Here is a 24,048-nt window from a genome sequence, read left to right on the forward strand (position 1 = left end):
GCAGGCAGCCAGGGGGAGGTGGCGGCGCGTGCCCAGTTCTTTGATCTTCGCGGCGTTGGCGGCGGCGTGGCTCGTCGTGCTGGTTCCGATGTTCGCCCGCCGTCGGCAGGAGGTGTCCCGGACCACCGACTCAGCGCTGGCGGCACGAGTGGTGCGCAGAGGCGGCGACCGGGCACCCGCGGAACCCGGCGACGCGGAAACCGACAGGGCGCAGGAGGCGTACGGCATGGCCGACACCGACCGGCACGACGACGACATCGAACCCGACTTCGACGACGTACCCGACGAGCAGGACGAGCAGGGGCGGCCGGTCAACGGCGACGACGTCCGCGCCGGCCGCCGCTACCGGCCCGGCCGCGGCGGCTACGACCCGGAAGCCGCGGCACTGGCCGCGCGCACCAAGTACGCCCGCAGGCAGCGCGTCCTGCTGCTCATCGTGGCCGCCGCCGTCGCGACCGCACTGCTCGCCGCCTTCGCCTGGACCGCGGCCTGGTGGCTGCACGGCATGATCGACCTCGGCATCGTCGGCTACCTCACCTACCTGCGGCGGCAGGTGCGGATCGAACAGGACATCCGGGATCGGCGGCTCGCCCGCATGTCCGAGTCCCGCGACGAACCCGACGCGGACTACCGCGAGACGTACTACGACGAACCGGCCGAGCCCGCCGCGGACGACCGATACGACTACGAGCCCCGCCGCGACGACCGGCGCGGCTCCGACGCGGTGGTCGTCGAGATCGACGACGAAGACCCCATGTTCGACGAACTCGACGAGCGCACCTGGCAGCCGTACCGCCGTGCGGTGGGCGAATGAACCTCCCGCCCGCAAGCGAGGGGGGTGCTCCGAGTGCTGTCGGCGGCCTGCTAAGCTGCAACAGCACTCGGAAAAAGGGGCTGTAGCGCAGTTGGTAGCGCGTCTCGTTCGCATCGAGAAGGTCAGGGGTTCGATTCCCCTCAGCTCCACCTTAGAGGTATTACTAGAACACGTGCCTGATTGAAGGCCCTGGAGTAGTACCGCGACGCCGGAAGGCGAGGACGGGCCACCCGCTTGGCGAGTGGCCCTTTTGCTGTCTCGGGGCTCCGGAATGGCGGGCATGTTGTGCTGTGCGTCTCGCGTTGACCGTTGCGTCTGCTGGATGGCATGGAGCTGACTGAACGGTTCCTGGAGGTCGTGGTCGGTGACCTCCTCATCCTCGATGTAGATGTTGTGGAAGATCGCCTGGTTGAGCAGGCGCCGCTGCTCGTCGTTGCACCGCCGGTACAGCTCCTCGGGGCGTTCGAGCAGCTTCAGGCTCACGTCGATCAGGCGGGCGGCATCGGTGAGGTCGGCGGAGGCGGTGTCGAGGCGCTGGTTGAGGTGCCGCCGCTGGCGTTCGATGTCGCGGAGCTTGGCTTTGACCTTGGTTTGCGGCAGGGTGCCGTCGGCTGCGAGGTCGATCAAGTTTTCCTCCTGGGTGTCGAGTTCGGCGAGCTGGGTGGAGAGCTGTTGATGCAGCAGTCGTGCGGATTTCTCCTGTTCGCTGATGACGGTGTCGATCTGGGTTCGGACGTCGCTGATGAACGCCTGGCTGAAGCGGATCGTGGCGTAGTGCCGTTCGATGACGTCCTCGACGAGTTCGGCGTTGACGTGTGGGGCGTCGCAGGTGCTGTTCTGCCGGTTGCGGCAGAAGAAGTACAGGTATTCGGCGCCCTTGGAGTTGACGGTGCGCTGGATGATCATCCGTTGGGTGACTCTGGCTCGGCGGCAGCGCCCGCAGAACAGCGAGCCCTTGAGGTAGTGGTGGTGCACCCGTCGCCGCTCCTTGGCGGCGGACCGGGCGTTGATCCGGTCCTGAACCCGGTCGAAGAGGTCTTCGTCGATCAACGGGTCGTGCCGGCCTCGGACCTCTTCGCCTTTGTAGGTCACGTAGCCGATGTAGTAGCGGTCCCGCAGCATCTGGGAGAGCTTGTTGATCGAGACCTTCTTCGCCGGGTGCTTGGCGGTAGGGCGGGTGCGCAGGCCGCGGTCGTAGAGTTCGTCGGCCAGCTCATCGAGTGTGTAGTTGCCGGTGTCGTACAGCTCGAAGGCGAGCTGTACGAAAGGCGCCCGCTCGTCGTCGAGGACGATGGTGCGGATCACCCGGCCGTCGGAGTGGTCGATGTGGTTGAGATACCCGATCTTGGCGCGGCCGAGAGTGCCGCCAGTGCGGGCTTTTTGCCCCATCTTGTTGGCGATGTCGGCGCCGGACTGGCGGGACTGGTACTCGTTGAAGGTGGCCAGGATGCCGTGCATGAGCTGTCCGACGGGCGAGTCATCGACCGCTTCGGTGGCGGAGACGAGCGTGACGCCGCGCTTGCGGAGGTCAGCCATGACGATGGCGTCGTCGTAGCGGTTCCGCGCCATGCGGGAGAGCATGTAGACGATGACGTAGTCGACATCACCCTGAGCGCGCACGCGTGCCAGCATCCGCTGGAATGCTTCCCGTTTGGTCATCTCCGTCGCTGAGCGGCCGGGCTCGACATACTCATCGATGACGGTCAGGCCCAAGTCCTTGGCCTTGCGCAGGCACGCCTCCCGCTGGGCCGGGATGGAGATGCCCTCGGGGTCGTAGTCGGTCTTAACCTGCCCAGTAGAGGACACGCGCAGGTAGATCACCGCCCGCGCGCCTGGTTCCACGTCATCCGCGGGGTGCTCGACAGGAACAGCGATGTCCTGCTGCAACTCGTCGTTGGAGTCAGCGTATGCGCTGGTCATGACAGCCCTTCGTGATTCGGTGTGAGCAAAGGGATTTTCGTCCAACGGCTCACTGGTCAACAGCGGCGCTGTGGCCCACCTGTCGGCCATTGACCTCGCGGCCCAGGTCATGGCTAGGGGAGCAACCGTCGCTCAGTCCAGTGCTGGAGGCGCGTGCGGCACGGCGATCTTCGAGTACTCCTTCTTCCTCGAACTGTGCAAAAGAGCCCAGCATCTGAACCTGGAACCGCCCCTCGGGCGTCGAGGTGTCCAAGGACTGGTCGATAGCCGAGCGGAAGGCCACGCCGTAGGCGTCCAGCTTTCCGAGCAGGAAGTGCAAGTGACGCACCCTGCGGGACAGGCTGTGGACGTGGTCCAGCAGGACGTCGAGCAGTCCGGCGCGGGCGGCATTCAGAGCCCGTTGCAGACCCGGTCGGTTCAACGTGCGCCCGGACGCGTGGTCAGAACATCGCATGACCGTGTGCCAGCCGGGTCGAGACTCCACATAGGACTGGATGAAGTCGTCCTCTCCGGCCGAAGGCCACCGGGTGTAGATCCCGACCCGGACCGATTCCGGGGAGTTCAGGCTCGCTGTTCCCCGGCTGAGGTCGTGTAGTTGAGGCGGTGCGTGGGACATCGTCAGACCTCCTTGCGAGTGTTGCGTAACCGCGTGCTCGGTGTGGTGGCGGTGCGTGTTGAAGGGAACTCCCGGACCTACGCTGCCCGGCGAGGTTGTCGCTGGTCAGCCGTCGTTGCGCTGTCCGATGCGTCGGTGTCGGCCAGGGCCGGTTGCTCATCGTCGGTCTCGTCCTCCAACATCTCTGCCGCGAGGCTGGCGACCACTTGCGCGAGCTTGTGGATATCTGGTGGATCGCGGCGGACACCGCGAACGACCAGGTTCTGGCCGGTCCGGCGGGCGTTGCCTCGCCTTCGCGTCTTCCTGGCTGATGCGCTGGCGTTGCCCCGCGGCTGGGGTTCGGTCGGAACCGTAACGCCGGCGCTGTCGTCGACGTGGGGCAACTTGGCGACGTTGCCGGGTTCGTGTTCGCCTCCATCGGTTGAGGCGTGCTGGGCGTGGGGTTCGTCGGGGCACATGAGCGCACCTTTCGAGCCCGCGAGCCCGCTGCCGAGCGGGAGGTCGCGGGCGCTGGTCGGCCGGTTGGGCAACCGTCGACGCAGCGGACACACCCCAGCCGGGTCACCCGCGGCCCTTACCACGGGGGCTTGATCGGGCGCGGGCACGCGCCATGACGCGCGCTGTGGTGGCTGGGGGTGTCGGCGTGGGCGATCAGTGGGACTTCGACTCCCCGACTGCTCTCGGGCACTCATCGGGGCCAGTACTCCACCGACCGACTGGACCTCGGCGCCCCGGGGCACACCCGTACGGGAAGCGCTCGGTACTGGGTGGGCGGCGCGGGACGGTCGACGCGCGGTCCAGATTTCAGTAAGCGGGATCAGGCGGTCTCACTCTGTTGATTCGCAATCACGATTCAGCTCGTAGCTCGTACTCCCTTCCCGATAGCGCGTTATGGCGTTGGGGACGCGACGTTTCGGATCGTCCTCGTTTCGGTCAGGCCGCCTCTCCGGCGTCGCTGGGTAGTTCACCGAGCAGCCGACGAATGAATATGTCGTGATAATCCGGCCGCAGGTCAATTCCTTGGAAGGATCGGCCCAACTGTCGCGCGGCGAGGCCCGTCGTGCCAGCGCCAGAGAAGGGGTCGAGAATGCGGCCGTTTTCCGGGCAGCCCACCGCGATACACCGCTGCGGAAGGTCGACCGGAAACGGAGCACAGTGCGCATCCGGCAACGGTCGTGTGGAGAGCGACCAGACGTCGCCGACATTCTTCCCGGTTCCCCGCGGCTGCCACGGGGACCGGACCGTGTGCGGCTTGTTGCCCCCACGATGGTTCTTCCGATGCTCCGGACGGCTCTGCGACAACGGTTCGAGCGCGCGGGCTGCGTCGAAGTAGTAATCCGGCTGCTTCACCAAGAAGAAAACCATCTCGTAGCGCGCGGAGAATCGATCCGATGCCGGGTCCGGTATGCCGTTGGGCTTGTGCCAGACCATCGCGTTGCGAATAATCCACCCGTCGTGTTGCAAGGCGAGAGCAGCCCGCCACGGAATTCCCATAAGGCTTTTGTGACGAACGATCGAGGTGGTCTCTTCGTTCGTTATTTTGCGCGTGCTTCCCGTGCCGCTGTTGTGGTAGCTAAAACCATCTCGGAGATTGAGCCAGTACGTTCCCCGTGGGGTCAGCAAGCGCCAGACTTCCGCGCTCACCTTCCGCAGCCGATCAACGTAATCATCGATCGTCGGCTCCAGGCCATATTGCCTATCATGCGCAAGAGCGCCGCACTTCCTGCAACGCTTGTTCACGCTCGAACGAAGCCACGAGGATGTACGTTTCTTGGTAGTCCGGCGTTGATGGGGTGTTGTTCCCAAGGTATGTCGGCATTCCGGGTTTCCGCCGATCCAGACCGCAGTTCCGTAATCACGCAATCCCCAGTGGGGCGGCGAGGTGACGACACAATCCACCGAGGCACTGGACATCGATTCCATGACCTGAAGTGCATCGCCAACATGCAATTCGATGGCGTCCTTACGATAGTAGAGCCTGTTCACGCGACACCTCGTTCGGGAGTTTCTTCGCGACGTGCGGTTGCGGGGAGGCGGAAAACGAGCACGTCAAGATGAGCAGAGATGGCGGTCGTGGGGCCGTGAATATCTGTGCTTTCCGGGAGGCGCCCCGCGCGGCTGACGATTCTCGGGCGCACCCGGTTTCCTCGAATGGGCGCGGTCAGGGCGATGCAGTGGTCGGCGGGGACGAGACCGATCGCGTCGGCGGCGTCGTGGATCTTGCCGGGCAGGTCGAGCAGCCGGCCGTGACGGCGCCACGGGCGGCAGGTGATGACGATGTGCCCGCCGGGCCAGACCCAGTCGGCGACGGCGTCCAAGTCCTCATACAGCCCGACCAGCACCCGGCTGGGGTCGCTGCGCGGGGTGTGCCGTAGCCCCGTGAACACGAGGTCGACGGCACCGGGCAGCTCGGCGGCGCGGGGGTCGTCGACGCTGTCCAACAGGGTCGCGGGCCGACCGGGCCGGCGAGGCGGGCGAGGTCGAGGTTGGCTTCCAAGGCGGATTCCCACCGAGGATCGGCGGGCAGGCCGAGCGCGTCCCGGCCCGCCCGGAGGGCTTCGGCCAGGACCAGTCCCGGTCCCGGGTTCGGGTCGCAGATGGTGTCGCCGGGAGCGGTGTAGGTAGTGATGATCTGCCGCGCGACCTCCGGGGTCAGTGCGGTATCGCTGCGGGTGGCCCCGACGTGTCGGTCCGCGACCTGCTGGGCAGGGGTGGTGCGGCCGGTGTCCCAGACGCTGCCGGGGCGCAGGGCGGTCTTAGGCATGGCGGACCTCCGGAAGCGGGGTCGAACGACGGAACACGGAGGCGGTGGTGTGGATGCGGCGGTGGCCGCCGAGAGCGATCTCCCGGCGCCTGCGCCGGGTCGCCGGCCGAGGGGAGGACGGGGGTTCGTGAACCAGGATCAGCCGGTCGCTCAAGATCAATCCGGCCAATGCCGCGGCCCGCGACAACTGCCCCGAATGGCCCACTCGCGCCCGGTGATCGCTACTGTGCGTGAGTACGACGACGGTGCCGGCAGGAGCTAGCGCGGCCGTGAAGTCCGCCATCGCGAACGGGTCCGCGGGCTGCTCGGACCAGCCCGTAATGATCAACTCGAAGCCGTCGGAACCCGGACCGGACTGCTCGCCGGGGACTGCCGGTCGGTCGGGTTCGCGACGGGATCGGTCGTGTCGCCGCCCCGGGGTCCGAGTCCGGACCCGGACCCCGGGGCGGCAGGCAGCTCCCCACCCGCCGCGGCGAATTCCTGATCGCTGTGAGACCGGAAGTCCGGATCGGTGGTCGCGCCGCGGCCGAGTCGGAGGACGGACTCCACGAGTCGGTCCCGACGCGTCCGGCTCGAACCGGTCGTCGGGGACTCGGGGGCTGCGAGCATGATCCGGTCTCCGGGCGCGGTGTAGGTGGTGGTGATCATCGAGACCGCGGCGGTGACGATCTCGTCGGCGTCTGCGGCGGGGTCGACAAGGCACAGCCGCACCGTCGCCGACACCGGCGGGCCTGTGCGTTCGCGGACCACCCCAATGCGAGGGCTCGGTTCGTGGCTGTCGGGGGTGTCGGGAGGCGGTACCTCCGGGAGCGGGAGGGCAGACATCGCGTGCTCCGGTGATCGGTCGGTCTTGCCAAGGACACCCCTGAAGTCCGCGAAAACGGCCTCGATTCGCCACCGGCCTCCAAGATTTTTTTGAAGAGTTCTCAGCCGGAGTGGACACCTAGCGTCACTGGCTTCGTCTCCGCTTAGTTGATCTTGAGATGGCCTATGCAAGATCAACGGCCGCTCCGGCTGGCGGGGGCCAGTAGAGCCCGCGGTGGGCTTGTCCAAGATCGTCCCGGAAATTTCTCAAGATCCTTTTTCTTGTTCCGTCTCTCCGTCTGCTCGGGATGACAGCAACGGAACAGCGTCTGACTAACGCCGCAGCGCACAGGATTGCTGTTCGTCTAGATCGCGATCTTGAAGTTGCTCAGAAGATGATCTTCTTGTTCCGGAACAAGAAGATCATTTTAGTTTCGTCTTAGTACGGAACCGTGCGCTGCGCTGTTCCTCTCCTGGCCCTCTCGGCGGCGTCATCAACCGCCGTTCGAGAGGAGCCGAGCGATGGCTCTCCCCACTTGTGCCGAGCACGAAGAGTGGCGACACAATCCGCTGGATGCCGCCCGTGAAGCCTTCGGCTGGCTGACCGCGGGGGATCACCCGGTGGCTGTGGACGGCCGCCTGTTCGACCACCTTCCGGCCCGGATCATCTCGGTCGACGAACTCCGGGACCTGTTGCTGGACCAGCGCTGCCCCCGCCGGGTGTGGGACCAGGTCTGGGCACACGTGATCAGCCGTGCCCGCATCGAAGGCAGCACCTGGACGATCACCGCGGTTGGGCTGGCGCTGCCCATGTTGACCCCCTTGGCGGCCCGGCTGACCGAGCGCTACGCCGACGACCCCAGCGACATCCACGCCGAGGTCCTGCGGGGGTTCCTGGACGCGCTGCACACGGTCGATCTCGCCGAGGGGCGGATCACGGTTCGGCTGCGCAGCCGCCGTCGCCAGCGCATTCCGCGACGCCCGGAACGTCACCATCGGTGATCCCGGCCCGCACCACCCGCTCACCCAGCGCTGGCAGCACCGTGAACAGCAGCTCGGCGCCGACCTACATCGAGCCACACGGACCCTGATCAGTCGCTACCCCGAAACCGTGATCTGCGCCGCGCTTCTGCTCTCGTCCTATTGGGGCCACGCGGCACGGCGATACCCACCCGACGACCAGCACCAGGGCCGCGCCCCCAACGCCACCTGGGACGACCACGTGCCCGGCCTACCCCATCGCGACGATTTCGACCGCGAAGTCCGCAAGCGCTTCGACCTACCCCACACACGCGAACCCGACTGGAGTCCCCTCAGCAACCTCCACGTGATCGCACGACACCGGTGGGCACCCGAGAACCCTTGATCCCCGAAATCCAGACAAGGACCAGCTCAAGTGGGCCCCGGGTCTCTGGTTACTCGACCAACCGCAAAGTAGTGATCACTCGATCGTGGCGCTGGTCGGGGCATTAGCGTCCGCACATGCGTCAGGACTGGACATCGGGCGAGCTTGTCAATCACTCGATGCTGTACTCGGTCTATCTTTGCTGCTCAGCAGCCGTTTAAGCGCTGAGTTGGCCTGTGTGACGTGGTTTTTCCGCTCGGCCTATCACACACGGGCAGTTTCGATCGTCCGGCTATGCCGCTTCAGTGGCGCCGCACCATTGGGGACACCGGGACTATTTGTGACCACTTGCCAACTTACTGTAAGTAGCGGTCGTAGAGATGCCGCTTGACAAGACGGGTGAGATCTATTAATGGACGAGGTCCAGGGCGGCTCGGATGATGCTCTCGGTGTCGAGGCCGTGGTGGCGATAGACGTCCTCGAGATCTCCGGACTGCCCAAACCGGGTCACGCCTAGGTTGTTGCTGGCCACTTGGTTGATGTTGGCTAGGAACGCGAGCGTGTGCGGGTGTCCATCAAGGATGGTTACTATCGGTGCGGCGCGGTTGGCGGGGAATACTTGGTCGAGGATCCAGCTGGAATCGTCCCCGTTTCCACGCCGCGCTTGTAGGGCGCGGAAGAGCAATCCTGGACTGGTGACGCACACGACGTCCGCGGAGCACTCGAGTTCATCGAGGCGGTCCGCTGCTGCCAGCGCCTCGGGCAGCAGGGCGCCCATCGCCGCGATCGTCACGGTCGGTTCGCGCGGTCGGCGCAGCGAATACGCGCCTGCGACGACTTGCTGGCGGCGGCGTTCGCGCGCTGCGGAGTCCTGTGGAACCCGCGCGAGTTTCTGGTTCACCGGTCTGGTCGAGAGCCTCAGGTAGGTGGAGCTCCCACTTGGTTGCCCCAGCCGTGCCAGCGCGGACAGCAAGCACCATTCGACGTCGATCGCGAACGCCGGCTCGTAGGTCGTGCACCCGGGCTGTTCGATACCGATCGACGGCGTCGTAACGGACTGGTGAGCACCGCCTTCGGCGGCGAGGGTCACTCCGGATGGCGTTCCGACGAGGATAGACTGCCCACCAGCGTAGGTGCCGAACGACCACGGTTCCAGGGCACGCTCCACGAAGGGGTCGTAGAGCACGCCGATAGGTAGCAATGGTTGGTTCCACCGGCTCCATGTGGCACCCAGCTCTCCCAGCAGGCCGACGAGATTGGTCTCGGCGATGCCCAGCTCGACGTGTTGCCCTTCCGGATTTTCCCTCCAGTGCAGCATCGTCTCCGGGTCGTCGGCGAACCAGTTCGTGCCCTCGGCCGGTGACCACGTCCCCACCTTGTTCAACCAGCCGGCGAGGTTTGTCGTCGACGATACATCGGGGCTCACCGTCACTACGCGTTCTGCCGCCTGCGGTGATTCCCGCGTCAGGTCGAGCAGCGCCCGCCCCAGGGCCGCCTGGGTCGTCGCCGTCCCGCCGGGAGTCCGGCCGATGTCACTCGGCAGCGCGAACGACTGCGCCGTGGGCGGCTCGTCTCGCCGGAGGCGGGAAGCTGTCGCCGTGCACAGTCGTCCTGCGGGGCTCTTGGCTGCGAAGCGTACCCACGGGTTCTCGAGGTTTGTGCCGGTGTCCGTAGCCAGCTGGAGCATCTGCGCGCGGGTAAGCAGGGACGAGTGGTTCTGCGGGTGGCCCCGGGTGGGCAGCCCGTAGCCCTTGACCGTGTACGCGAAGATCACGGTAGGGCGCGTATCGTCGATCAGGGCGTACGCGTTGGTCAGGGCGTCGAAGTCGTGCCCGCCGAGGTTGTGGATCGCTGAGCGTAGCGCGGCATCGTCGAGCTGGTGCAGCAGGGACGCGATCTCGCCCGCCGCCGAGCCAGTGCCGGGGAGGCGCTCGCGGAGTTCCTTCGCCGTGCAGCGGAGCATGCGCTGGTACTCGGGATTGCTCATCGCGTCGATGCGAGCGCGCAGCGCGTCGCCACCGGGTTCGGTAAACAGATCCTCCAGCTGGCGACCGTACTTTGCGGTGAGCACCTGCCAGCCGGCGGACGCGAACATGCCTTCGAAGCGTCTGGCCGCGATGTCGGGGACGACCCGGTCCAGGGATTGGCGGTTGAGGTCGACGATCCACACGATTTCGCCCAGCTTGCCCACCGTCGGATCGAGGATCGCTTCCCATACCGCGCCCTCGTCCAGCTCCGCGTCACCCAGGAGCGAGTACTGCCGACCCCAGCCTGCACCGCCGAGGTGGCTGTCGATGTACCGGCGGGCCACGGCGCCCCAGATGGGGGCAGTGGCGCCGATCCCGACGGATCCGGTCGAGTAATCGACCGGATCAGGGTCCTTCGACCGGCTCGGATAACTCTGCAGGCCGCCCAGAGAACGCAACGAGGTCAGGTAGGACTCGTCCAGCTCACCCAGGAGGTAGTTGATCGCGTGCAGCACCGGGGAGGCGTGTGGTTTCACCGAGACCCGGTCGTCCGCGGTGAGCTGGGTGAACCACAGCGAGGTCATGATCGAGACCATCGAGGCACTCGACGCCTGGTGTCCGCCCACCTTCAGACCTGACGGATTCGGACGTACCCGGTTGGCGTGGTCGATGATCGCGGTGGACAGCCACAGCACGCGCTCCTCCACCTCGCGGAGCACATCGGGGCTGGGCCCCTCACCGCGGGCGGGAACGTCGTTGTGCGCAGGAATGACACTGGTCATCCGTCGTTCACCTCCGTGCGGATGCGAGCTGCGGTGGAAGTGCAGATCGATCCACAGACCAACAGAAGACCGACACAAGTACAATGTGTCGAGAAAAAGTTGAGCATAATGCACAACAGTCCCCTCTGTGTCTGCGGCGAGGTCGAGCACGATGAGAAACGACGGCGGCATCGACGCCGTCGATGCTCGGCTGCTTATGGCGATGGCTGCGCAGCCGCGAGCCACCGTCCTGGCCCTGTCTGAGTTCCTGGGCATCTCCCGCAACACCGTGCAGGCGCGTCTAACCAAGCTGGAGCAGCGCGGAGCGCTGGCCGCCTTCGAGCGTCGCATCGATCCCGAGGCCCTGGGCTACCCTCTGCTGGCGTTCGTCACGACCGTCGTGACGCAGCGGGAACTCGACGACGTCGCCGACGCGCTGAGCTGCGTTCCAGAGGTGGTCGAAGTCCACGGACTTAGCGGTGAGGCGGATCTCTTGGTGCGCGTAGTCGCCAGGGACGCGGACGATCTGTACCGGATCGCAGGCAAGGTGCTGGCCATCCCGGGAGTCGAACGCACCAACACCGCGCTCGTCATGCGGGACATGGTCACCTACCGCCTCGCTCCACTGCTCGAACGCATCGCCGGAGAGCAGCAGTGACTACGTTGCGACCATCTGCCGATCTGAATCGGCCTTGCTGTCTCTTCCCGTAGAACGCGGCCACGTACGCGCCATAAGGGACGATGGTGACTGACTACGTTCTGAGGAGGTTGCTTGTCCACCACGGCAACACCAACTACGTCCGGTGGCGCGCGCGCCGCGGTGTACGAGCGCATCCGCGAGAACATTGCTGACGGCACGCTCCCGCCGGGTGAGTGGATCCGGGAAGGGCCGTTGGCGGTCTGCTTGGCGGCAAGAGCTAGGTCGCTCATGGTGAAGCTTTTTGAATTCGTGGCCACCCACGTCTTTGGAGCCGACGATCGCACGCGCATCCTGGCCGACCACGAACGCGGCGATAGCGCTCTCCTGCATGACGCTCGTCGTAGCTGTCTTCGTCCGGCTTGTCCTTGGCTTGCAGGAGTGTGCTCATGGTGACGTGCGGTCACTGCCGGAGCTGAGTCGTCACGGCCGGTCGCCGTTCATGGCTGAGCACCTGCCCGTTGCGTTGCCGCGCCGACCTGTTTCAAACGGGTGGTGACGAGTTCAGTGATCGCAACCTGGTCGTAGAGCTACGAGGCGTAGTGAACGCAGCGTGGGGGGAGCTCGTTGTGCATGCGGTAGAGCGCGGCTCGCGCAGCCCTTGCGAGCCGGTATCGCGACGACTTGTTCCGAGCGCCGCGGTTCGAGCCCAGGCGGTCGGCGTGCCGCGGGAGCGCGGCCCGCCCGCGGCAAGCGTCATTCGGTTCCGGACACCTCGTCTCGGCTGACCTGCTCAGTGAGGTAGCGCTGCATCAACTCCCGAGCATCGAGCCGGAAGAGGTTCAGCCGACGGGTGTGCCGCAACAGCAGCAACCCGGAAGCGTGCGCGAACGCTTCCGCTGTCAGGCGGGTGGCCGCCGCTGCACCGAACAACTCTTCCGCGGCACGGCGGGCCGGTTCCAGGGTGGCGAGCAGTGCCGCGTTGAGATCGCGATTGGTTTCCTCGTCGGAGAGCCCGTGCGGTGCCATTCCGCCGGAGAACAGGTAGAACCCCATGTCCAGGTCGCGGGGGTTCTCGTCGTAGAAGTCGAAGAAGGCCAACCCGGTGGCGACGTAGCGGGACGCTGCGGTGGCGGCTTGGGACGCGGCGGTTTCGGTCGCGTTCTGTAGCCGCTTGAGCGATTCGTTTAGTGCCGCCGCGTAGATGTGCTCTTTGCTTGGGAAGTAGCTGTAGATCGCTCCCGGGGTGTAGCCGGCCTCTTTGGCGATCGCCCGCATACTGGCCTCACGCAGGCCGTCACGTGCGAAAACGCTCAGCGCTCCCTCGAGTATCAGCGCTCGCTTGGTCTCGCTCACCGCGTCGAGTCGGTCCGCGCGCGCACCCTCAGACATGTCCTTTGCCCTTCCTTCGTGTTGACGGTGACGCTACCCTGTGAACAGCGTTCAATCGAATGAACACTGTTCAATCGTCGAGAGGGAGAGTCAGTTCATGACTGCCGTCGCCGCCATCGGTGCCAGCGAGCGAGTCGCCGACTGCACCGACCGCTTCCAGACCTTCCTCGACCAGGAGGTCGCCCCGATCGAAGAAGAGCTGGCGCAGCAGGGTGCTGGCACGGCCAGCCGGCCGCAGTTCGACGAGCTGGGGCGGATGCATCCGGCGGTGTGGGAGGCGCGGCGGCAGGTGCAGCGCCGCGCGGGTGCGCTTGGCCTCTACGCGCCGCACAACTCGGTCTCTGCTGGTGGCAGGGGTTTCAACCGGGTTGAGATGCATCACGTGGAGGAGTTCGTCTACCGCCGGTCCGGGCTTGGGCTCGGCCTGGCCGCGTTGGCCTGGACGGAGGGGCCGAACCCGGCGATCGAACACTGCTCGCCGACCATGCGGGAGCAATATCTGCAGCCGCTGATCGCGGGGGAGATCACGGCGGCGTTCTGCAACACCGAACCCAGCGTCGGCTCCGACGTCCTGGCGATGTCGACGCACGCGACCCGGGACAGCGACGACTGGATCATCAACGGGAAAAAGGCGTGGATCACCAACTCGCACTTCGCCGACGTCCTGCAGGTCGTGGCCGTCACCGAGCCCGGTGCCCGGACCCGGTCGCTGTCGATGTTCCTGGTCGACGCCAACGCGCCCGGGGTCACCCGGGGGCGTGATCTGCCCACGATGATGGCCGACGGTCTGACCGGCACCCTGGAGTTCAACGACGTGCGGGTTCCGGCCGAGAACGTCGTCGGCGAGATCGGCGACGGTTTCGCGCTGGCGATGTCGTGGATCAACTGGCGCCGGCTCTGCCGCGGTGGCATGTGCGCGGGCTGGGGCGCCTGGCTGCTCGAGCGGGCCCTGGACTACACCCAGCAGCGCACCTCGGGTGGCGAGCCGATCGCCGCGCAGCAGGCGGTGCAGCACATGTTGGCGAACATGGACGCCGACATCTACCAGGCCCGCGCGACTTCTCTGGTGGCGCAGGCCGAGCTCGATGAACTAGGGCCGTTCGCGATCCCGATGCACTCCGATGCTCCCCGGTTGATCAGTCTGGTCAAGGTGATCAACGACGAGGCGTTCTTCCGCGTCGCAGACACCGCGGTGCAGGTGCGCGGTGCGATGGGGCTCATGCAGGACTCGCCTGAGGAAAAGCTGTTCCGGGTCGCGCGAAACCTCCGCATCCCGGCAGGAACGTCTGAGATCCAGCGCAACGGGATTGCGCGAGGCCTGTTGAAGAGGCGAGCTGCATGACGACCTTGACGACCCCGCTCACGCAGTACTCGTCGGGCGGGGGGTGTGCTTGCAAGATGCCGCAGAGCCTGCTCGACGACGTGTTGGCGTCGTTGAATGCGGGCGATGGCGACCCCGCGGGCAGTGGCCGCACCAGTCCTGCTGGTGCGGCTCTGAGGGTCGGGTTGTCGCCCGCAGATGATGCGGCTGTTCTTGACGTGCCTGGCCTTGAGGGCCGTTCCTTGGTGGTGACCACCGATTTCCTGACTCCGATGGTGGATGATCCCTACGATTGGGGACGCATTGCGGCCACCAACGCCCTGTCGGACGTCTACGCGATGGGTGGGCGCCCGCTGTTGGCGCTGAACCTGCTCGCTTGGCCGGAGAACCTTGACCGTGCCCTGCTCGCGGAGGTCATGCGGGGAGGCGCGGGCGCGGTCGCCGATGCTGGCGCGGTGCTGGCCGGCGGGCACAGCATCGTTGACCCGGCCCCCAAATACGGGCTGGCCGTCGTGGGCGAGGTCGACGAGAACTCCATCCTGCGCAAGGGCGGAGGTCGTGCCGGTGACCTGCTCGTGTTGACCAAGCGGCTCGGCGCTGGGGTCATCGGCACGGCGGTGAAGCGGGGGCAGGCACCGGGCTCGGCCGTCAGCGAGGCGGTCGCCACGATGAGCCGTTCCAACGCGTCCGCGGCCGGGGTGGCGACCACCGCGGGGCTGCGCGGTGGGACCGATGTCACGGGCTACGGCCTCATCGGCCACCTGCACGAGATGGCGCTTGCGGCCGGTCTCGAGGCCCGAATCCGGCCGGAGGCCGTGCCGCTACTGCCCTCGGTTGCTGAGCTCGTGCGGCAGGGTTGTGCCCCTGATGGCAGCCGTCGCACTCTCACCGACGCGCTCGCCGCGGGCTGGTTCGACCCCTCCACCGCCGACCAGACCACGCAGCTGCTGCTGGCAGATGCCCAAACGTCCGGCGGTCTGCTGCTGTGCGTCCCCCCGGCCATCGCGAGCTCGACGGTCGCGGCCTTGGACGAGCGGGGTGATGCGGATGCAGCCGTGGTCGGAGAGCTCGTAGCCGGACGTCCTGGACACGTCGCGATCGAGACACCGCCAGGCGCCGGTGGAGGGGAGTCGGGATGGACCGTTTGAGTTGTGTGACCGGCCGGTTCCAACCGGTTCATGAGCAGCACTTGGAGCTGTTCGAAATCGCGCTGCGTGATGCCGACCATCTCATCATTGCGATCACCAACCCTGATCCCGGTGCGCGGCAGGAGGAATCGACTTCGGCGCACCGGCATCTGTCCGCGGCCAATCCCTTCACCTACTTCGAACGTGCCCGGCTCCTGTACGCGGCATTGGCCGACCGGGGCTGGGTGGAGAAGACGACCATTGTGCCGTTCGATCTCACCCGGCCGGAGTGCTGGCCGCACTATGTCCCGCTGCGCGCCCGGCAGGTGGTGCGTGTCTACAGCGACTGGGAGCGCTACAAGGCGGGGCTGCTGGCTGATGCGGGTTATTGGCTCACGGTGCTCGACGGTGATCCCGCTGCCAAGGTCTCCGCCACCGACATCCGCGCACGCCTGGAGGACAAGACGGCGACGTGGACGGACATGGTGCCAGCCTCCATCGCACCGATCCTGACTGAGCTGCTGAAAGAGCGGTCAGCAGCACGCACTGGAGGTCGATGATGACGCCACCTGGATACGGCGAAACCCAGCCTCGGCTGGACGACGACCGGTTGCCGGTCGTGCTGGTCATCTTCGACGGGCTGGGCGATCGCCCCATCCCGGAACTCGGGGGGCGCACTCCCGCCGAGGCGGCCCACACCCCGCACCTTGATGCCCTGGCCCACGACGGCGCTTCCGGATGGCACTTGCCTTTCGGATGGGGGCGAGCGCCGGCCTCGGAACTGGCCCACTGGGCGATGTTTGGCTACGCCACGGTGCCCTTCCCCGGTCGCGCCGTGCTGGAAGCACTCGGCGCCGGACTCGACATCGCCCGCGACTGCGCGGTCACCCACGCGGCGCTGCGCACCTCGCGCCGCGACGGCAACCGCCTGTGGATCACCGGACGAGCCCGGGTCGACGACGACGCCGACATCGCGGCCCTGTTGAGCGGCCTCGGGCCGGTGCTCGCCGAGCACGGGATGAGCCTGCAACGCCACGGCAAGACCGGCGAAGCGCTGCTGACCGCCCCCGCTCACGGGTGTGCGCAGGTGACTGACTCGGATCCGCTGTTCGAGAACTTCCACCCCTGGATGCAGCCGATTCCGACCAGCGCGGAGGGATCGGCCTTCGCTGAAGCGCTCACCGCGGCATTACAGGCAGCACACCGCTACCTGCTCGCCAGCGACATCAATGCCGCGCGGGAACGCCGCGGGCTGCCCGCGTTGGACGTGCTCACGACGAAGTGGTCCGGCCGCTACGGCGACATTCCCTCGTTCGTCGAGCAGGTCGGCGTCGCCGGTGCCGCGGTCACCAGCACGCGCCTGTACCGCGGGATCGCCACAGCCCTGGACATGGCCTCGGTTCACCTGTCCTCGGCCGACGACCCAGCCTGCGACATCGCGGCCCGGCTCGAAACCGCTGACGACCTCGTTGCGTCCGGTGCCCGCTTCGTGCACGTCCATACCAAGGCCACCGATGAGGCCGGCCACACCAAACAACCCCATGCCAAACGTGACGTCCTGGAAGCGCTCGACCGGGGCCTGGCCGGCCTGGCCTCCTTGGCCGAGCGGGCGATCGTCGCGGTGACCGGCGACCACGCCACACCCTCCACTCACGGGGTGATGCACACAGCCGACCCGACCCCGTTGCTCGTGGCCGGCCCAACGGTCCGACCGGACACCGTCACCGAATGGGGAGAACTGCCTGCCCGGCACGGCTGGTGGGGCAACGTCCGCGCAGACGAACTGCTACCGCTGCTCCTGGGCCAGGCCAACCGGCCGGTCTTCCTCGGCCACCGCATCACCACCCGACCGGTGATCGGACTCGCCGACGCACCACGCCCGATGCCAGTCACCGAGGACGGCTCATGACCAGCCGGCGTCGACCCCGGTGGCAAGCCCGCCACAGGTCCCCCGCTCTGGCACACCTGGTCACCATCGGGTGCCGGATCGGTTCCATCACCGCATTTCTTCACACCGGAAGTCGGTGACAACGCAGTTGCGGGGGGTCGGAGCAGCATGGGCACGCTTTCGATCAATGAAGGACCTGCCACGGCGGGCTGCCTGAGGCTCGGCAACCCATTGCCAGGCCGGTGCTCATTCCACCGCCGCCAACACTGTTCCTGGCTGGTGGTGCTGGCGAATGTGGCGGGTCAGGGCGCGGGCTCGTGTTGAGCCGATGCTGAGCTTTCGGCGGAGGGTGTCGGCTGAGATCGGACGTTGATATAGGTTCCAGTGTTCGGCGTCGAGCCGGTATGCCTCCTCGCGCAGCGGATCATCATCCTCACCGGACGCTGTCTCCTGGACGGCGCCCGCACTGTTGGCGCTGTGACCAGGCATGTTGTTCTCCACTGTGCGCAGCGCTGGCACATCCTCGGCCTCCTCGGGAGCCTTCAGCGGCTGGCTGGCATCGCCCGAGTCCGTCGAGTTCGGGTGCGCTGACGGGCTCTCGTCGGATTCATGAACGGCCTCCCTTACTGTCTCCGTGCGGTGCCGCTTGAGTGCCTGATTGAGCAGTTCCACCGAGAGCAGCAGTGCCAGGGGTGGGCAGGCGGCTACGGCGATGGCGAAGTTGTTCAGTTCGGGTGCGGAGGCGATGTTGGCGCACAGCGACAGCCCGATGCCGAGGGTGAATGACAGCCATGCCTTCCACTGCCCGGTGGTCCGGTGGTGGCCGGTTTTCCACAGTTCGATGGTCGCCATCGTCAACAAGCCGTCGACGATGAGCGGCCAGAGGGTGGCGGTCGTCTCGTCGGCGCCGAACCGGAGGGCGAATTCGCGGCCGTGTCGGTAGGAGACATAGGCCGCGCCAACAGCTACAAGGAGTGTGCAAGCGCACTGCAGATGCAGTGATCGATCGGGGGCGGGACTCGACGGGGATGGTCGGTTGTTCATCGGGCGTCACCCGCCCGAGGCTGTCCCTGGGTGTTGCGGATCGGGACGTCGCGCTCGTGTAGGCGTTGGCGGACGGTGCCGGCGGCGACGTCCATGCGTGCGGCGATCCTGGCCAGTGACCACCCCTGGTTGTAGAGCCGCATTGCGCCGTCGATCTGCTTCTCGGACAGGCCGCGGCGGCGCATCGGGACGCCGTGGCGGTGGAGGATCGTGCTGACGGTGCGGCGCTCGATGCCGAACTGATCACCCAGCTCGTAGACGGTGGCGCCGGACTTGTAGCCCTCGATCAGTCGCTGCACTTGGTCGTCGGGGAGTCGCCGGGTGCGGCCGGGCTTTGCCCGCTTCGGTATCGGTTGGGACGGTGTAGCCAGGTCCGGCAGCTTCATTCGCAGTGTTTCCAAGGCGCTGACCTGGTCCTTTGTGTTCGAGTAAGCTCCCCCAACCTCCACGCAGTAGTAGGCTCGTGCTCGCGGAGGGCGCGAGCCTTTTTGCGTTTCGCGTATTAGTTGCGGGGGGTCGAGCCCCCGCAGGCCCCCACGGTGCGGTGGTCGCTCTCCGTTGGCTCCGTGTTTTGGGGTGGTTGTCGGCTTGGTTGCGGACTAGCGGTTGGGTGTTCGCGTGAGGTTCGGTGGGCTTCTCGCAGTAGGAGGCTCGTGCTCGCGGAGGGCGCGGGCCTTTTTTGCGTTTCGTGTATTAGTTGCGGGGGCCGAGCCCCCGCAGGCCCCTACGGTGCGGTGGCTGCTTTTGTCGGCTCCTCCCGGCGGGTGGTGTTCCCGGCCTGGGCTCTGAATAGCGGTTCTGTGTTCGAGTGGGCTCGTGCAAACTCCACCGATTTAGTCATGGTGCGAACCGCTCCTTTCGAGGCCGTTTCCGCGGCTGAGGCGGGAGCGGCTTCTTCGTTGTGCCGGGGTTGGGGATGCGGAAGAGCCCCGACTCGATGCGGCGACGCGTGGCGATCACCACGTCCGCCTCAGCGGCATCCGAGACGACTTGGTCCGGCCCTGGGTCTACGTTTGCCAGGTGGCCGGAGTCGCTCGACGACCTGCTTCAGGTGCGCTCTTACCGGGCCAGCGCGCTGGCCGCGCACGGCTCCGCCACGTGTGGTGCGGAACCGCAATCCCACCGATCCCCGTCCACCAGCGCGCAGGGGCGTGCGTCGCGAGACCGGAGGAACGCCGACCATGACCCTCATCGGCATCGAAGAGCACTGGATGCTGCCCGAACTGACCTCCGCCCTAAAGGCCGTACCGCAGCCGGACGAGAGTCTCCACTTCAACGAGCGGGGCGATGTGGGCGAGCGGCTTGAAGACCTCGGAGCCGGCCGGATCGCCACCATGGACGCCCAGGGCATCGACCTGGCCGTCCTCGCTCTCACCCCTCCGGGAACGCAGGCGCTGCCCCCGGCGGAGGCGGTCGCGCTCAGCCGCTTGGCGAACGACACCGCCACCGAAGCCGTCCGCACCCGCCCGACGCGCTTCCGGTCGCTGTCGACCCTGCCGATCTCCTCCCCCGGCCACGTCGCCACCGAACTCGAACGCGCCGCAGCCCAGGGCCACGTGGGAACCATGGTCTATGGGCGGTCTGGCGACCGGTTCCTCGACGATCCCGCCTACGAGGACTTCTTCGCCGCCGCAGCCGACCTGCGCCAGCCGGTCTTCATCCACCCGCAGATCCCCTCCGAGGAATTGCGCGATGCCGCCTACCGGGGCTTCGACCCCATGACCGACCTGGGGCTGGCCACCTTCGGCTGGGGTTGGCACCTGGAGGCGGCGACCGCTGCGCTGCGGCTCATCCTGCGCGGCACCTTCGACCGCCACCCCGACCTGCAGATCGTGCTGGGTCACTGGGGCGAACTGCTGCCCTTCTGGCTCGACCGCGCCGACAGCCTTTCCCGCATCGCCGGCCTCGATCGCCCGATCTCCGACTACGTCCGGACCAACGTCTTTCTCACGGCCTCGGGAATGCTCAACCCCGCTCTGCTGCACCACGCCCTGACGGTGACGACCACCGACCGGCTGATCTTCTCCACTGACTACCCCTTCCAGCAGCCCACCCGGGCGGAGATCGACACCTTCTTCGGCCACCTCACCACCGACCGGCACAAAGTTCGCTCGGCCAACGCCGCCGCCCTCTTGGGCATCGACACCGCGGCCTGATCGACCTCCCGGTCGGCGAACCAGCCGCTCGCGAAGAGAGATCAGTTCCGCATCTCGTCGTGGCTGAACAGCGGAAAGGGCGTGCCGGAGCGGGCCGTCAGCAGCCGCCGCGCGTTCACGACAGCGGGCCCCGGCCGGCCCAGGTCCAGGCGTAGGCGCCGTCGTCGGCGGCTCGGCCGGCCTCGCCGAGTTCCAGCGGGCGGAAGGTGTCGACCATGACGGCGAGTTCGTCGAAGCGTTCGGTGCCGATGCTGCGTTCGTAGGCTCCGGGCTGCGGGCCGTGCGAATGCCCGCCGGGGTGCAGCGATATCGAGCCTTGGCCGATCCCGGAACCCTTGCGGGCGCCGTAGTCGCCACCGCAGTAGAACATCACCTCGTCGCTGTCCACATTGGAGTGGTAGTACGGCACCGGGATGGAAAGCGGGTGGTAGTCCACCTTGCGCGGGACGAAGTTGCACACCACGAAGTTCGCGCCCTCGAACACCTGGTGCACCGGCGGCGGCTGGTGCACCCGCCCGGTGATCGGCTCGAAGTCGGCGACGTTGAACGTGTACGGGTACAGGCACCCGTCCCAGCCGACCACGTCGAACGGGTGCTGCGGGTACACGTACCGGGTTCCGATCGGTGCGTCACCGCGGCCGCGGTGCTTGACCAGCACTTCCACGTCGGTGCCCGCTGCCAGCAGCGGGGCGGTCGGGCCGTGCAGGTCGCGCTCGCAGTACGGCGAGTGCTCCAGGAACTGCCCGTACCGCGACAGGTACCGCGCGGCCGGGGCGATGTGGCTGTTCGCCTCGATGCAGTAGGCGCGCAGCGGCTCGTCGCCCTGCGGAATCCAGCGGTGCGTCGTCGCGCGCGGCAGCAGGACGTAGTCGCCGCCACCCGCCCGCAGCTCGCCGAACACGGTTTCCACGACGGCATCGCCGGACTCGAGGTAAACGCACTCGTCGCCGATGGCGTTGCGGTACAGCGGCGAAGCCTCCCCGGCCGCCACGTAGGAGATCCGCACGTCGCCGTTGCCGAGCACGAGCCGCCGCCCGGTCACGACGTCGCGGGCCTTCCACTCCCGATCGTCGAACAGCTCGTGCAGCTTCAGGTGCCGCGGCTTCAGCGGATGGTTGGCCACCGTGGACTGATCGGGCAGTTCCCACGGGGTCGCGTCGACGATCGCCGAGGGGATTTCGCGGTGGTACAGCAACGATGAATCCGAGGAGAAGCCTTCCTCGCCCATCAGTTCCTCGAAGTACAACGTGCCTTCGGCGCTGCGGTGCTGGGTGTGCCGCTTCGGTGGCACCTCACCGATTCGGCGGTAGTACACCATGCTGCGCTCCCTCCGGTTCCTGCGAATCGACACTCGCACGAGCAGCCAGTCGGACTCCGCGTTGCACATCTCGAAACGCGATGCGCGAATCCGACTATCCGGCGGTCGTGCGGCGACTGTCAATTCGCCGCAGCGAGCCGCGATCAGCCGACCGCGATCAGCCGACCGCGAGCACCACGTCCGAAAGCACCCGCGAGTCGCGCTCCACGACGGAGGACTCCGCGACGAGGCTGCCGCCCTCGTCCCAGATCCGGGTCCGGATCGTCTCGCCGGGGAAGACCACGCCGGTGAACCGCGCGGCGAAGGACGAGACCCGCTCCGCCTCGCCGCCCAGCGCGTTGTCCACCACGGCCTTGCACACCACGCCGTAGGTGCACAGGCCGTGCAGGATCGGCTGCGGATAGCCCGCCGCCTCGGCGAACGCGGGGTCGGCGTGCAGCGGATTCCGATCGCCGCAGAGGCGGTAGAGCAACGCCTGCTGCGGCTGGGTGACCGAGTCCGCGACGATGTCCGGCTCGCGCTCCGGCGGCTGCACGCGGTGCGACGGCCCGCGCTCACCGCCGAATCCGCCTTCGCCGTGGGCGAAGATCGACGACCGGGTGGTGCACAGCGCTTCGCCGTCCACGGTCAGCGTGCTCTCCTGCACGATCACCGCGGCCTTGCCCTTGTCCTGCACATCCGCGATGCGGGTGGTCGAGCGTCCGCGGCCGCTCGTCGGGATGGGGCGGTGCACGGCGATCTCCTGCCCGCCGTGCAGCACCTTCGCCAGGTCGATCTCGACACCGGGGAAGGAGACCGCGGGCGGCTCGGACTGCCGCAGGTTCGGCGCGACGACCGCGAACGTGGGCAGCACCCGCAGGTCCCGCTCGTAGGCGTAGCGCAGCTCGCCGGGGTCGGTCGGCGGATCTCCGGCTCCGAGGGCCAGGTGGTAGAGCAGCACGTCGGAGGAATCCCACTCGACGTCCTGGGCGGCCACCGTCGCCCCGATGGCGACGTCCGGATCGATCGGCATCTGGCGTCCTTTCGCAGTGCGTTTTCCGGCGGTGCGGGAGAATTCGCGCGCCGAGTCGCCGAGCCGAAGAACCGACGACCCTGAGCCCGTTCATTCGTAGCTGACGTGCACCTCGTCGGTGACGGGCAGCGCTTGGCAGGCGAGCACGATGCCCTCGTCGAGGTCTTCCTGCTCGAGGATGTCGTTCTGCTGCATGGCGACCTCGCCGCTGTTGATCCGGCACGCGCACGCGCTGCACGCGCCCTGCCTGCACGAGAACGGCGCGTCGATGCCGCGTTCCAGCAGCAGGTCCAGCAGGCGCTGCTGCCGCGGCCAGGTGATCCGGTGCTGCTCCCCGTCGATGTCGACCTCGACGGTCGCGGCGTCCTCGCCGGAGGCTTCGACCGGCTCCGGCGCGTCCTCGAACGGGTTCTGCTCCAGGGACAGGAACTTCTCGACGTGCACCTTGTTCGTGCTCACGGCTTTGAGCGCCTGGGCAGCGATGTCCATGAAGGCCGCCGGTCCGCACACGAACGTCTCGTAGTCCGCGAACGGCTCGGCGAGCGCTTGCAGCGCCGACGCCTCCGGCAGCCCTTGCACCGCCTCCAGCCAGTGCACGACGGTCAGCCGCCCGGGATGCCGCGCGGCCAGGTCCCGCAACGCATCCGCGAAGATCACGGACCTCTCGTCCCGGTTCGCGTAGACCAGCACGACCCGGCCGTCGCCGCGCGCCAGCGCCGACCGCACGATGGACATGATCGGCGTGATCCCGCTGCCGCCCGCGAACAGCAGGAAGTTCCCGTCCAGCGACTTCGGCGTGAACACCCCCGCGGGCGGCAGAACCTCCACAGTGGACCCGGCGGTGATGTTGTCGCACAACCAGTTGGAGCCGTGCCCGCCGTCGACCCGCTTGACCGTGACGCGCAGCGCGCCGTCGGTGTGCGGGGAACTCGACAGCGAGTAGCAGCGGGCCACCGACCCGCCCCGGTCGTCCGGGACCCGCAGGGTCAGGAACTGGCCGGGTGCGTAGCTGAACGCCTCGTCGGCGTCCTCGGGAACCGCGAACACCAGTGAACGGGCGTCGGCGGTCTCCTCGACGACCTCGTCGACCTTCAGCCGATGGGATTCGGGGGTCCGTGGTGCGGACATGAACACTCCCAGGATCTGTTTCATCAGCGGCCAA

General features: G+C 67.1%; 19 protein-coding genes, 1 tRNA gene and 1 pseudogene. 9 read left to right on the forward strand and 12 right to left on the reverse strand.

Annotation, left to right across the window (positions count from 1 at the left end):
* Nucleotides 1-28: 28 nt before the first annotated feature.
* Entirely contained in the window at nucleotides 29-814 is a 786-nt protein-coding gene (gene glpR, locus V1457_RS10710) for a gephyrin-like molybdotransferase receptor GlpR (RefSeq protein WP_295140186.1), read from the forward strand.
* 76 nt (nucleotides 815-890) lie between these two features.
* Nucleotides 891-963: transfer RNA gene (locus tag V1457_RS10715), tRNA-Ala, on the forward strand.
* Nucleotides 964-1,648: 685 nt separating this feature from the next.
* On the opposite strand, the pseudogene V1457_RS10720 reads toward V1457_RS10715, so the two are convergent.
* The 5 genes and pseudogenes from V1457_RS10720 to V1457_RS10740 form a co-directional block, all read right to left on the reverse strand.
* Nucleotides 1,649-2,845 (reverse strand): annotated as a pseudogene (locus tag V1457_RS10720) (recombinase family protein); the annotation flags it as partial.
* On the reverse strand, nucleotides 2,784-3,350 hold the full coding sequence (locus V1457_RS10725; RefSeq protein ID WP_200069129.1) for a recombinase family protein: 567 nt from the start codon (nucleotides 3,348-3,350) through the stop codon (nucleotides 2,784-2,786). The gene V1457_RS10725 and the pseudogene V1457_RS10720, both read right to left, overlap by 62 nt.
* Nucleotides 3,351-3,427: 77 nt before the next feature.
* A complete protein-coding gene (locus V1457_RS10730) occupies nucleotides 3,428-3,808 on the reverse strand; it encodes a hypothetical protein (RefSeq protein WP_200069130.1) in 381 nt (126 codons plus the stop codon).
* A gap of 475 nt (nucleotides 3,809-4,283) precedes the next feature.
* The gene (locus tag V1457_RS10735; protein WP_200069131.1) at nucleotides 4,284-5,336 is read right to left on the reverse strand and encodes a site-specific DNA-methyltransferase; all 1,053 of its coding nucleotides are present in this window, start codon (nucleotides 5,334-5,336) and stop codon (nucleotides 4,284-4,286) included.
* On the reverse strand, nucleotides 5,333-5,791 hold the full coding sequence (locus V1457_RS10740) for a hypothetical protein (protein ID WP_338603026.1): 459 nt from the start codon (nucleotides 5,789-5,791) through the stop codon (nucleotides 5,333-5,335). Before V1457_RS10740 ends, V1457_RS10735 begins: the two co-directional genes overlap by 4 nt.
* A 1,649-nt stretch (nucleotides 5,792-7,440) precedes the next feature.
* On the opposite strand from V1457_RS10740, the gene V1457_RS10745 reads away from it, so the two are divergent.
* A complete protein-coding gene (locus tag V1457_RS10745; RefSeq protein WP_338603029.1) occupies nucleotides 7,441-7,920 on the forward strand; it encodes a hypothetical protein in 480 nt (159 codons plus the stop codon).
* A gap of 752 nt (nucleotides 7,921-8,672) precedes the next feature.
* Here V1457_RS10745 and V1457_RS10750 read toward each other — a convergent pair.
* Complete coding sequence (locus tag V1457_RS10750; RefSeq protein WP_200069133.1) at nucleotides 8,673-11,012, reverse strand: transketolase-like TK C-terminal-containing protein; 2,340 nt, start codon at nucleotides 11,010-11,012, stop codon at nucleotides 8,673-8,675.
* Nucleotides 11,013-11,163: 151 nt separating this feature from the next.
* On the opposite strand from V1457_RS10750, the gene V1457_RS10755 reads away from it, so the two are divergent.
* Entirely contained in the window at nucleotides 11,164-11,649 is a 486-nt protein-coding gene (locus V1457_RS10755; RefSeq protein ID WP_200069134.1) for an Lrp/AsnC family transcriptional regulator, read from the forward strand.
* Between the two features lie 735 nt (nucleotides 11,650-12,384).
* Here V1457_RS10755 and V1457_RS10760 read toward each other — a convergent pair.
* Nucleotides 12,385-12,984, reverse strand: a complete 600-nt coding sequence (locus tag V1457_RS10760; RefSeq protein ID WP_200069135.1) for a TetR/AcrR family transcriptional regulator — start codon at nucleotides 12,982-12,984, stop codon at nucleotides 12,385-12,387.
* Nucleotides 12,985-13,117: 133 nt separating this feature from the next.
* Between V1457_RS10760 and V1457_RS10765 the strand changes: the two genes are divergently transcribed.
* The 4 genes from V1457_RS10765 to V1457_RS10780 are packed head-to-tail and all read left to right on the forward strand — an operon-like array spanning nucleotide 13,118 to nucleotide 17,377.
* Nucleotides 13,118-14,362: an acyl-CoA dehydrogenase family protein gene (locus tag V1457_RS10765; RefSeq protein WP_338603037.1), complete on the forward strand. Its 1,245-nt coding sequence runs from the start codon at nucleotides 13,118-13,120 to the stop codon at nucleotides 14,360-14,362.
* Nucleotides 14,359-15,489 carry a selenide, water dikinase SelD gene (selD, locus tag V1457_RS10770; RefSeq protein WP_338603041.1) on the forward strand — a complete coding sequence of 377 codons (1,131 nt, stop codon included), beginning with the start codon at nucleotides 14,359-14,361 and terminating at the stop codon, nucleotides 15,487-15,489. The genes V1457_RS10765 and selD overlap by 4 nt, the downstream gene beginning before the upstream one ends.
* Nucleotides 15,477-16,028, forward strand: a complete 552-nt coding sequence (locus tag V1457_RS10775) for an adenylyltransferase/cytidyltransferase family protein (protein ID WP_200069138.1) — start codon at nucleotides 15,477-15,479, stop codon at nucleotides 16,026-16,028. The genes selD and V1457_RS10775 overlap by 13 nt, the downstream gene beginning before the upstream one ends.
* 59 nt (nucleotides 16,029-16,087) lie before the next feature.
* On the forward strand, nucleotides 16,088-17,377 hold the full coding sequence (locus V1457_RS10780) for a phosphoglycerate mutase (protein ID WP_307849956.1): 1,290 nt from the start codon (nucleotides 16,088-16,090) through the stop codon (nucleotides 17,375-17,377).
* A gap of 225 nt (nucleotides 17,378-17,602) precedes the next feature.
* On the opposite strand, the gene V1457_RS10785 is transcribed toward V1457_RS10780, so the two are convergent.
* Complete coding sequence (locus V1457_RS10785) at nucleotides 17,603-18,400, reverse strand: DUF2637 domain-containing protein (RefSeq protein ID WP_338603045.1); 798 nt, start codon at nucleotides 18,398-18,400, stop codon at nucleotides 17,603-17,605.
* Nucleotides 18,397-18,786, reverse strand: a complete 390-nt coding sequence (locus tag V1457_RS10790) for a helix-turn-helix domain containing protein (RefSeq protein ID WP_233626975.1) — start codon at nucleotides 18,784-18,786, stop codon at nucleotides 18,397-18,399. Before V1457_RS10790 ends, V1457_RS10785 begins: the two co-directional genes overlap by 4 nt.
* A 795-nt stretch (nucleotides 18,787-19,581) precedes the next feature.
* On the opposite strand from V1457_RS10790, the gene V1457_RS10795 reads away from it, so the two are divergent.
* Nucleotides 19,582-20,556, forward strand: a complete 975-nt coding sequence (locus tag V1457_RS10795; protein WP_338603050.1) for an amidohydrolase family protein — start codon at nucleotides 19,582-19,584, stop codon at nucleotides 20,554-20,556.
* Between the two features lie 115 nt (nucleotides 20,557-20,671).
* On the opposite strand, the gene V1457_RS10800 is transcribed toward V1457_RS10795, so the two are convergent.
* The 3 genes from V1457_RS10800 to V1457_RS10810 all read right to left on the reverse strand — a co-directional run bounded on the left by V1457_RS10800 (nucleotide 20,672) and on the right by V1457_RS10810 (nucleotide 24,014).
* Complete coding sequence (locus tag V1457_RS10800; RefSeq protein ID WP_200069143.1) at nucleotides 20,672-21,874, reverse strand: homogentisate 1,2-dioxygenase; 1,203 nt, start codon at nucleotides 21,872-21,874, stop codon at nucleotides 20,672-20,674.
* A gap of 157 nt (nucleotides 21,875-22,031) precedes the next feature.
* A complete protein-coding gene (locus V1457_RS10805) occupies nucleotides 22,032-22,886 on the reverse strand; it encodes a MaoC/PaaZ C-terminal domain-containing protein (RefSeq protein ID WP_338603054.1) in 855 nt (284 codons plus the stop codon).
* Nucleotides 22,887-22,976: 90 nt separating this feature from the next.
* Nucleotides 22,977-24,014, reverse strand: coding sequence for a ferredoxin--NADP reductase (locus V1457_RS10810; protein ID WP_295144638.1), 1,038 nt, complete (start codon nucleotides 24,012-24,014; stop codon nucleotides 22,977-22,979).
* Between the last annotated feature and the right edge of the window lie 34 nt (nucleotides 24,015-24,048).

Source organism: Saccharopolyspora sp. SCSIO 74807, from assembly GCF_037023755.1.
Classification (GTDB): domain Bacteria; phylum Actinomycetota; class Actinomycetes; order Mycobacteriales; family Pseudonocardiaceae; genus Saccharopolyspora_C; species Saccharopolyspora_C galaxeae.

Coding starts and splice junctions, on each gene's coding strand:
- V1457_RS10725 (WP_200069129.1), bottom strand. CDS start 3,350: ATGTCCCACGCACCGCCTCAACTACACGACCTCAGCCGGGGAACAGCG.
- V1457_RS10730 (WP_200069130.1), bottom strand. CDS start 3,808: ATGTGCCCCGACGAACCCCACGCCCAGCACGCCTCAACCGATGGAGGC.
- V1457_RS10745 (WP_338603029.1), top strand. CDS start 7,441: ATGGCTCTCCCCACTTGTGCCGAGCACGAAGAGTGGCGACACAATCCG.
- V1457_RS10750 (WP_200069133.1), bottom strand. CDS start 11,012: ATGACCAGTGTCATTCCTGCGCACAACGACGTTCCCGCCCGCGGTGAG.
- V1457_RS10755 (WP_200069134.1), top strand. CDS start 11,164: ATGAGAAACGACGGCGGCATCGACGCCGTCGATGCTCGGCTGCTTATG.
- V1457_RS10765 (WP_338603037.1), top strand. CDS start 13,118: ATGACTGCCGTCGCCGCCATCGGTGCCAGCGAGCGAGTCGCCGACTGC.
- selD (WP_338603041.1), top strand. CDS start 14,359: ATGACGACCTTGACGACCCCGCTCACGCAGTACTCGTCGGGCGGGGGG.
- V1457_RS10775 (WP_200069138.1), top strand. CDS start 15,477: ATGGACCGTTTGAGTTGTGTGACCGGCCGGTTCCAACCGGTTCATGAG.
- V1457_RS10785 (WP_338603045.1), bottom strand. CDS start 18,400: ATGAACAACCGACCATCCCCGTCGAGTCCCGCCCCCGATCGATCACTG.
- V1457_RS10790 (WP_233626975.1), bottom strand. CDS start 18,786: ATGAAGCTGCCGGACCTGGCTACACCGTCCCAACCGATACCGAAGCGG.
- V1457_RS10795 (WP_338603050.1), top strand. CDS start 19,582: ATGACCCTCATCGGCATCGAAGAGCACTGGATGCTGCCCGAACTGACC.
- V1457_RS10800 (WP_200069143.1), bottom strand. CDS start 21,874: ATGGTGTACTACCGCCGAATCGGTGAGGTGCCACCGAAGCGGCACACC.
- V1457_RS10805 (WP_338603054.1), bottom strand. CDS start 22,886: ATGCCGATCGATCCGGACGTCGCCATCGGGGCGACGGTGGCCGCCCAG.
- V1457_RS10810 (WP_295144638.1), bottom strand. CDS start 24,014: ATGTCCGCACCACGGACCCCCGAATCCCATCGGCTGAAGGTCGACGAG.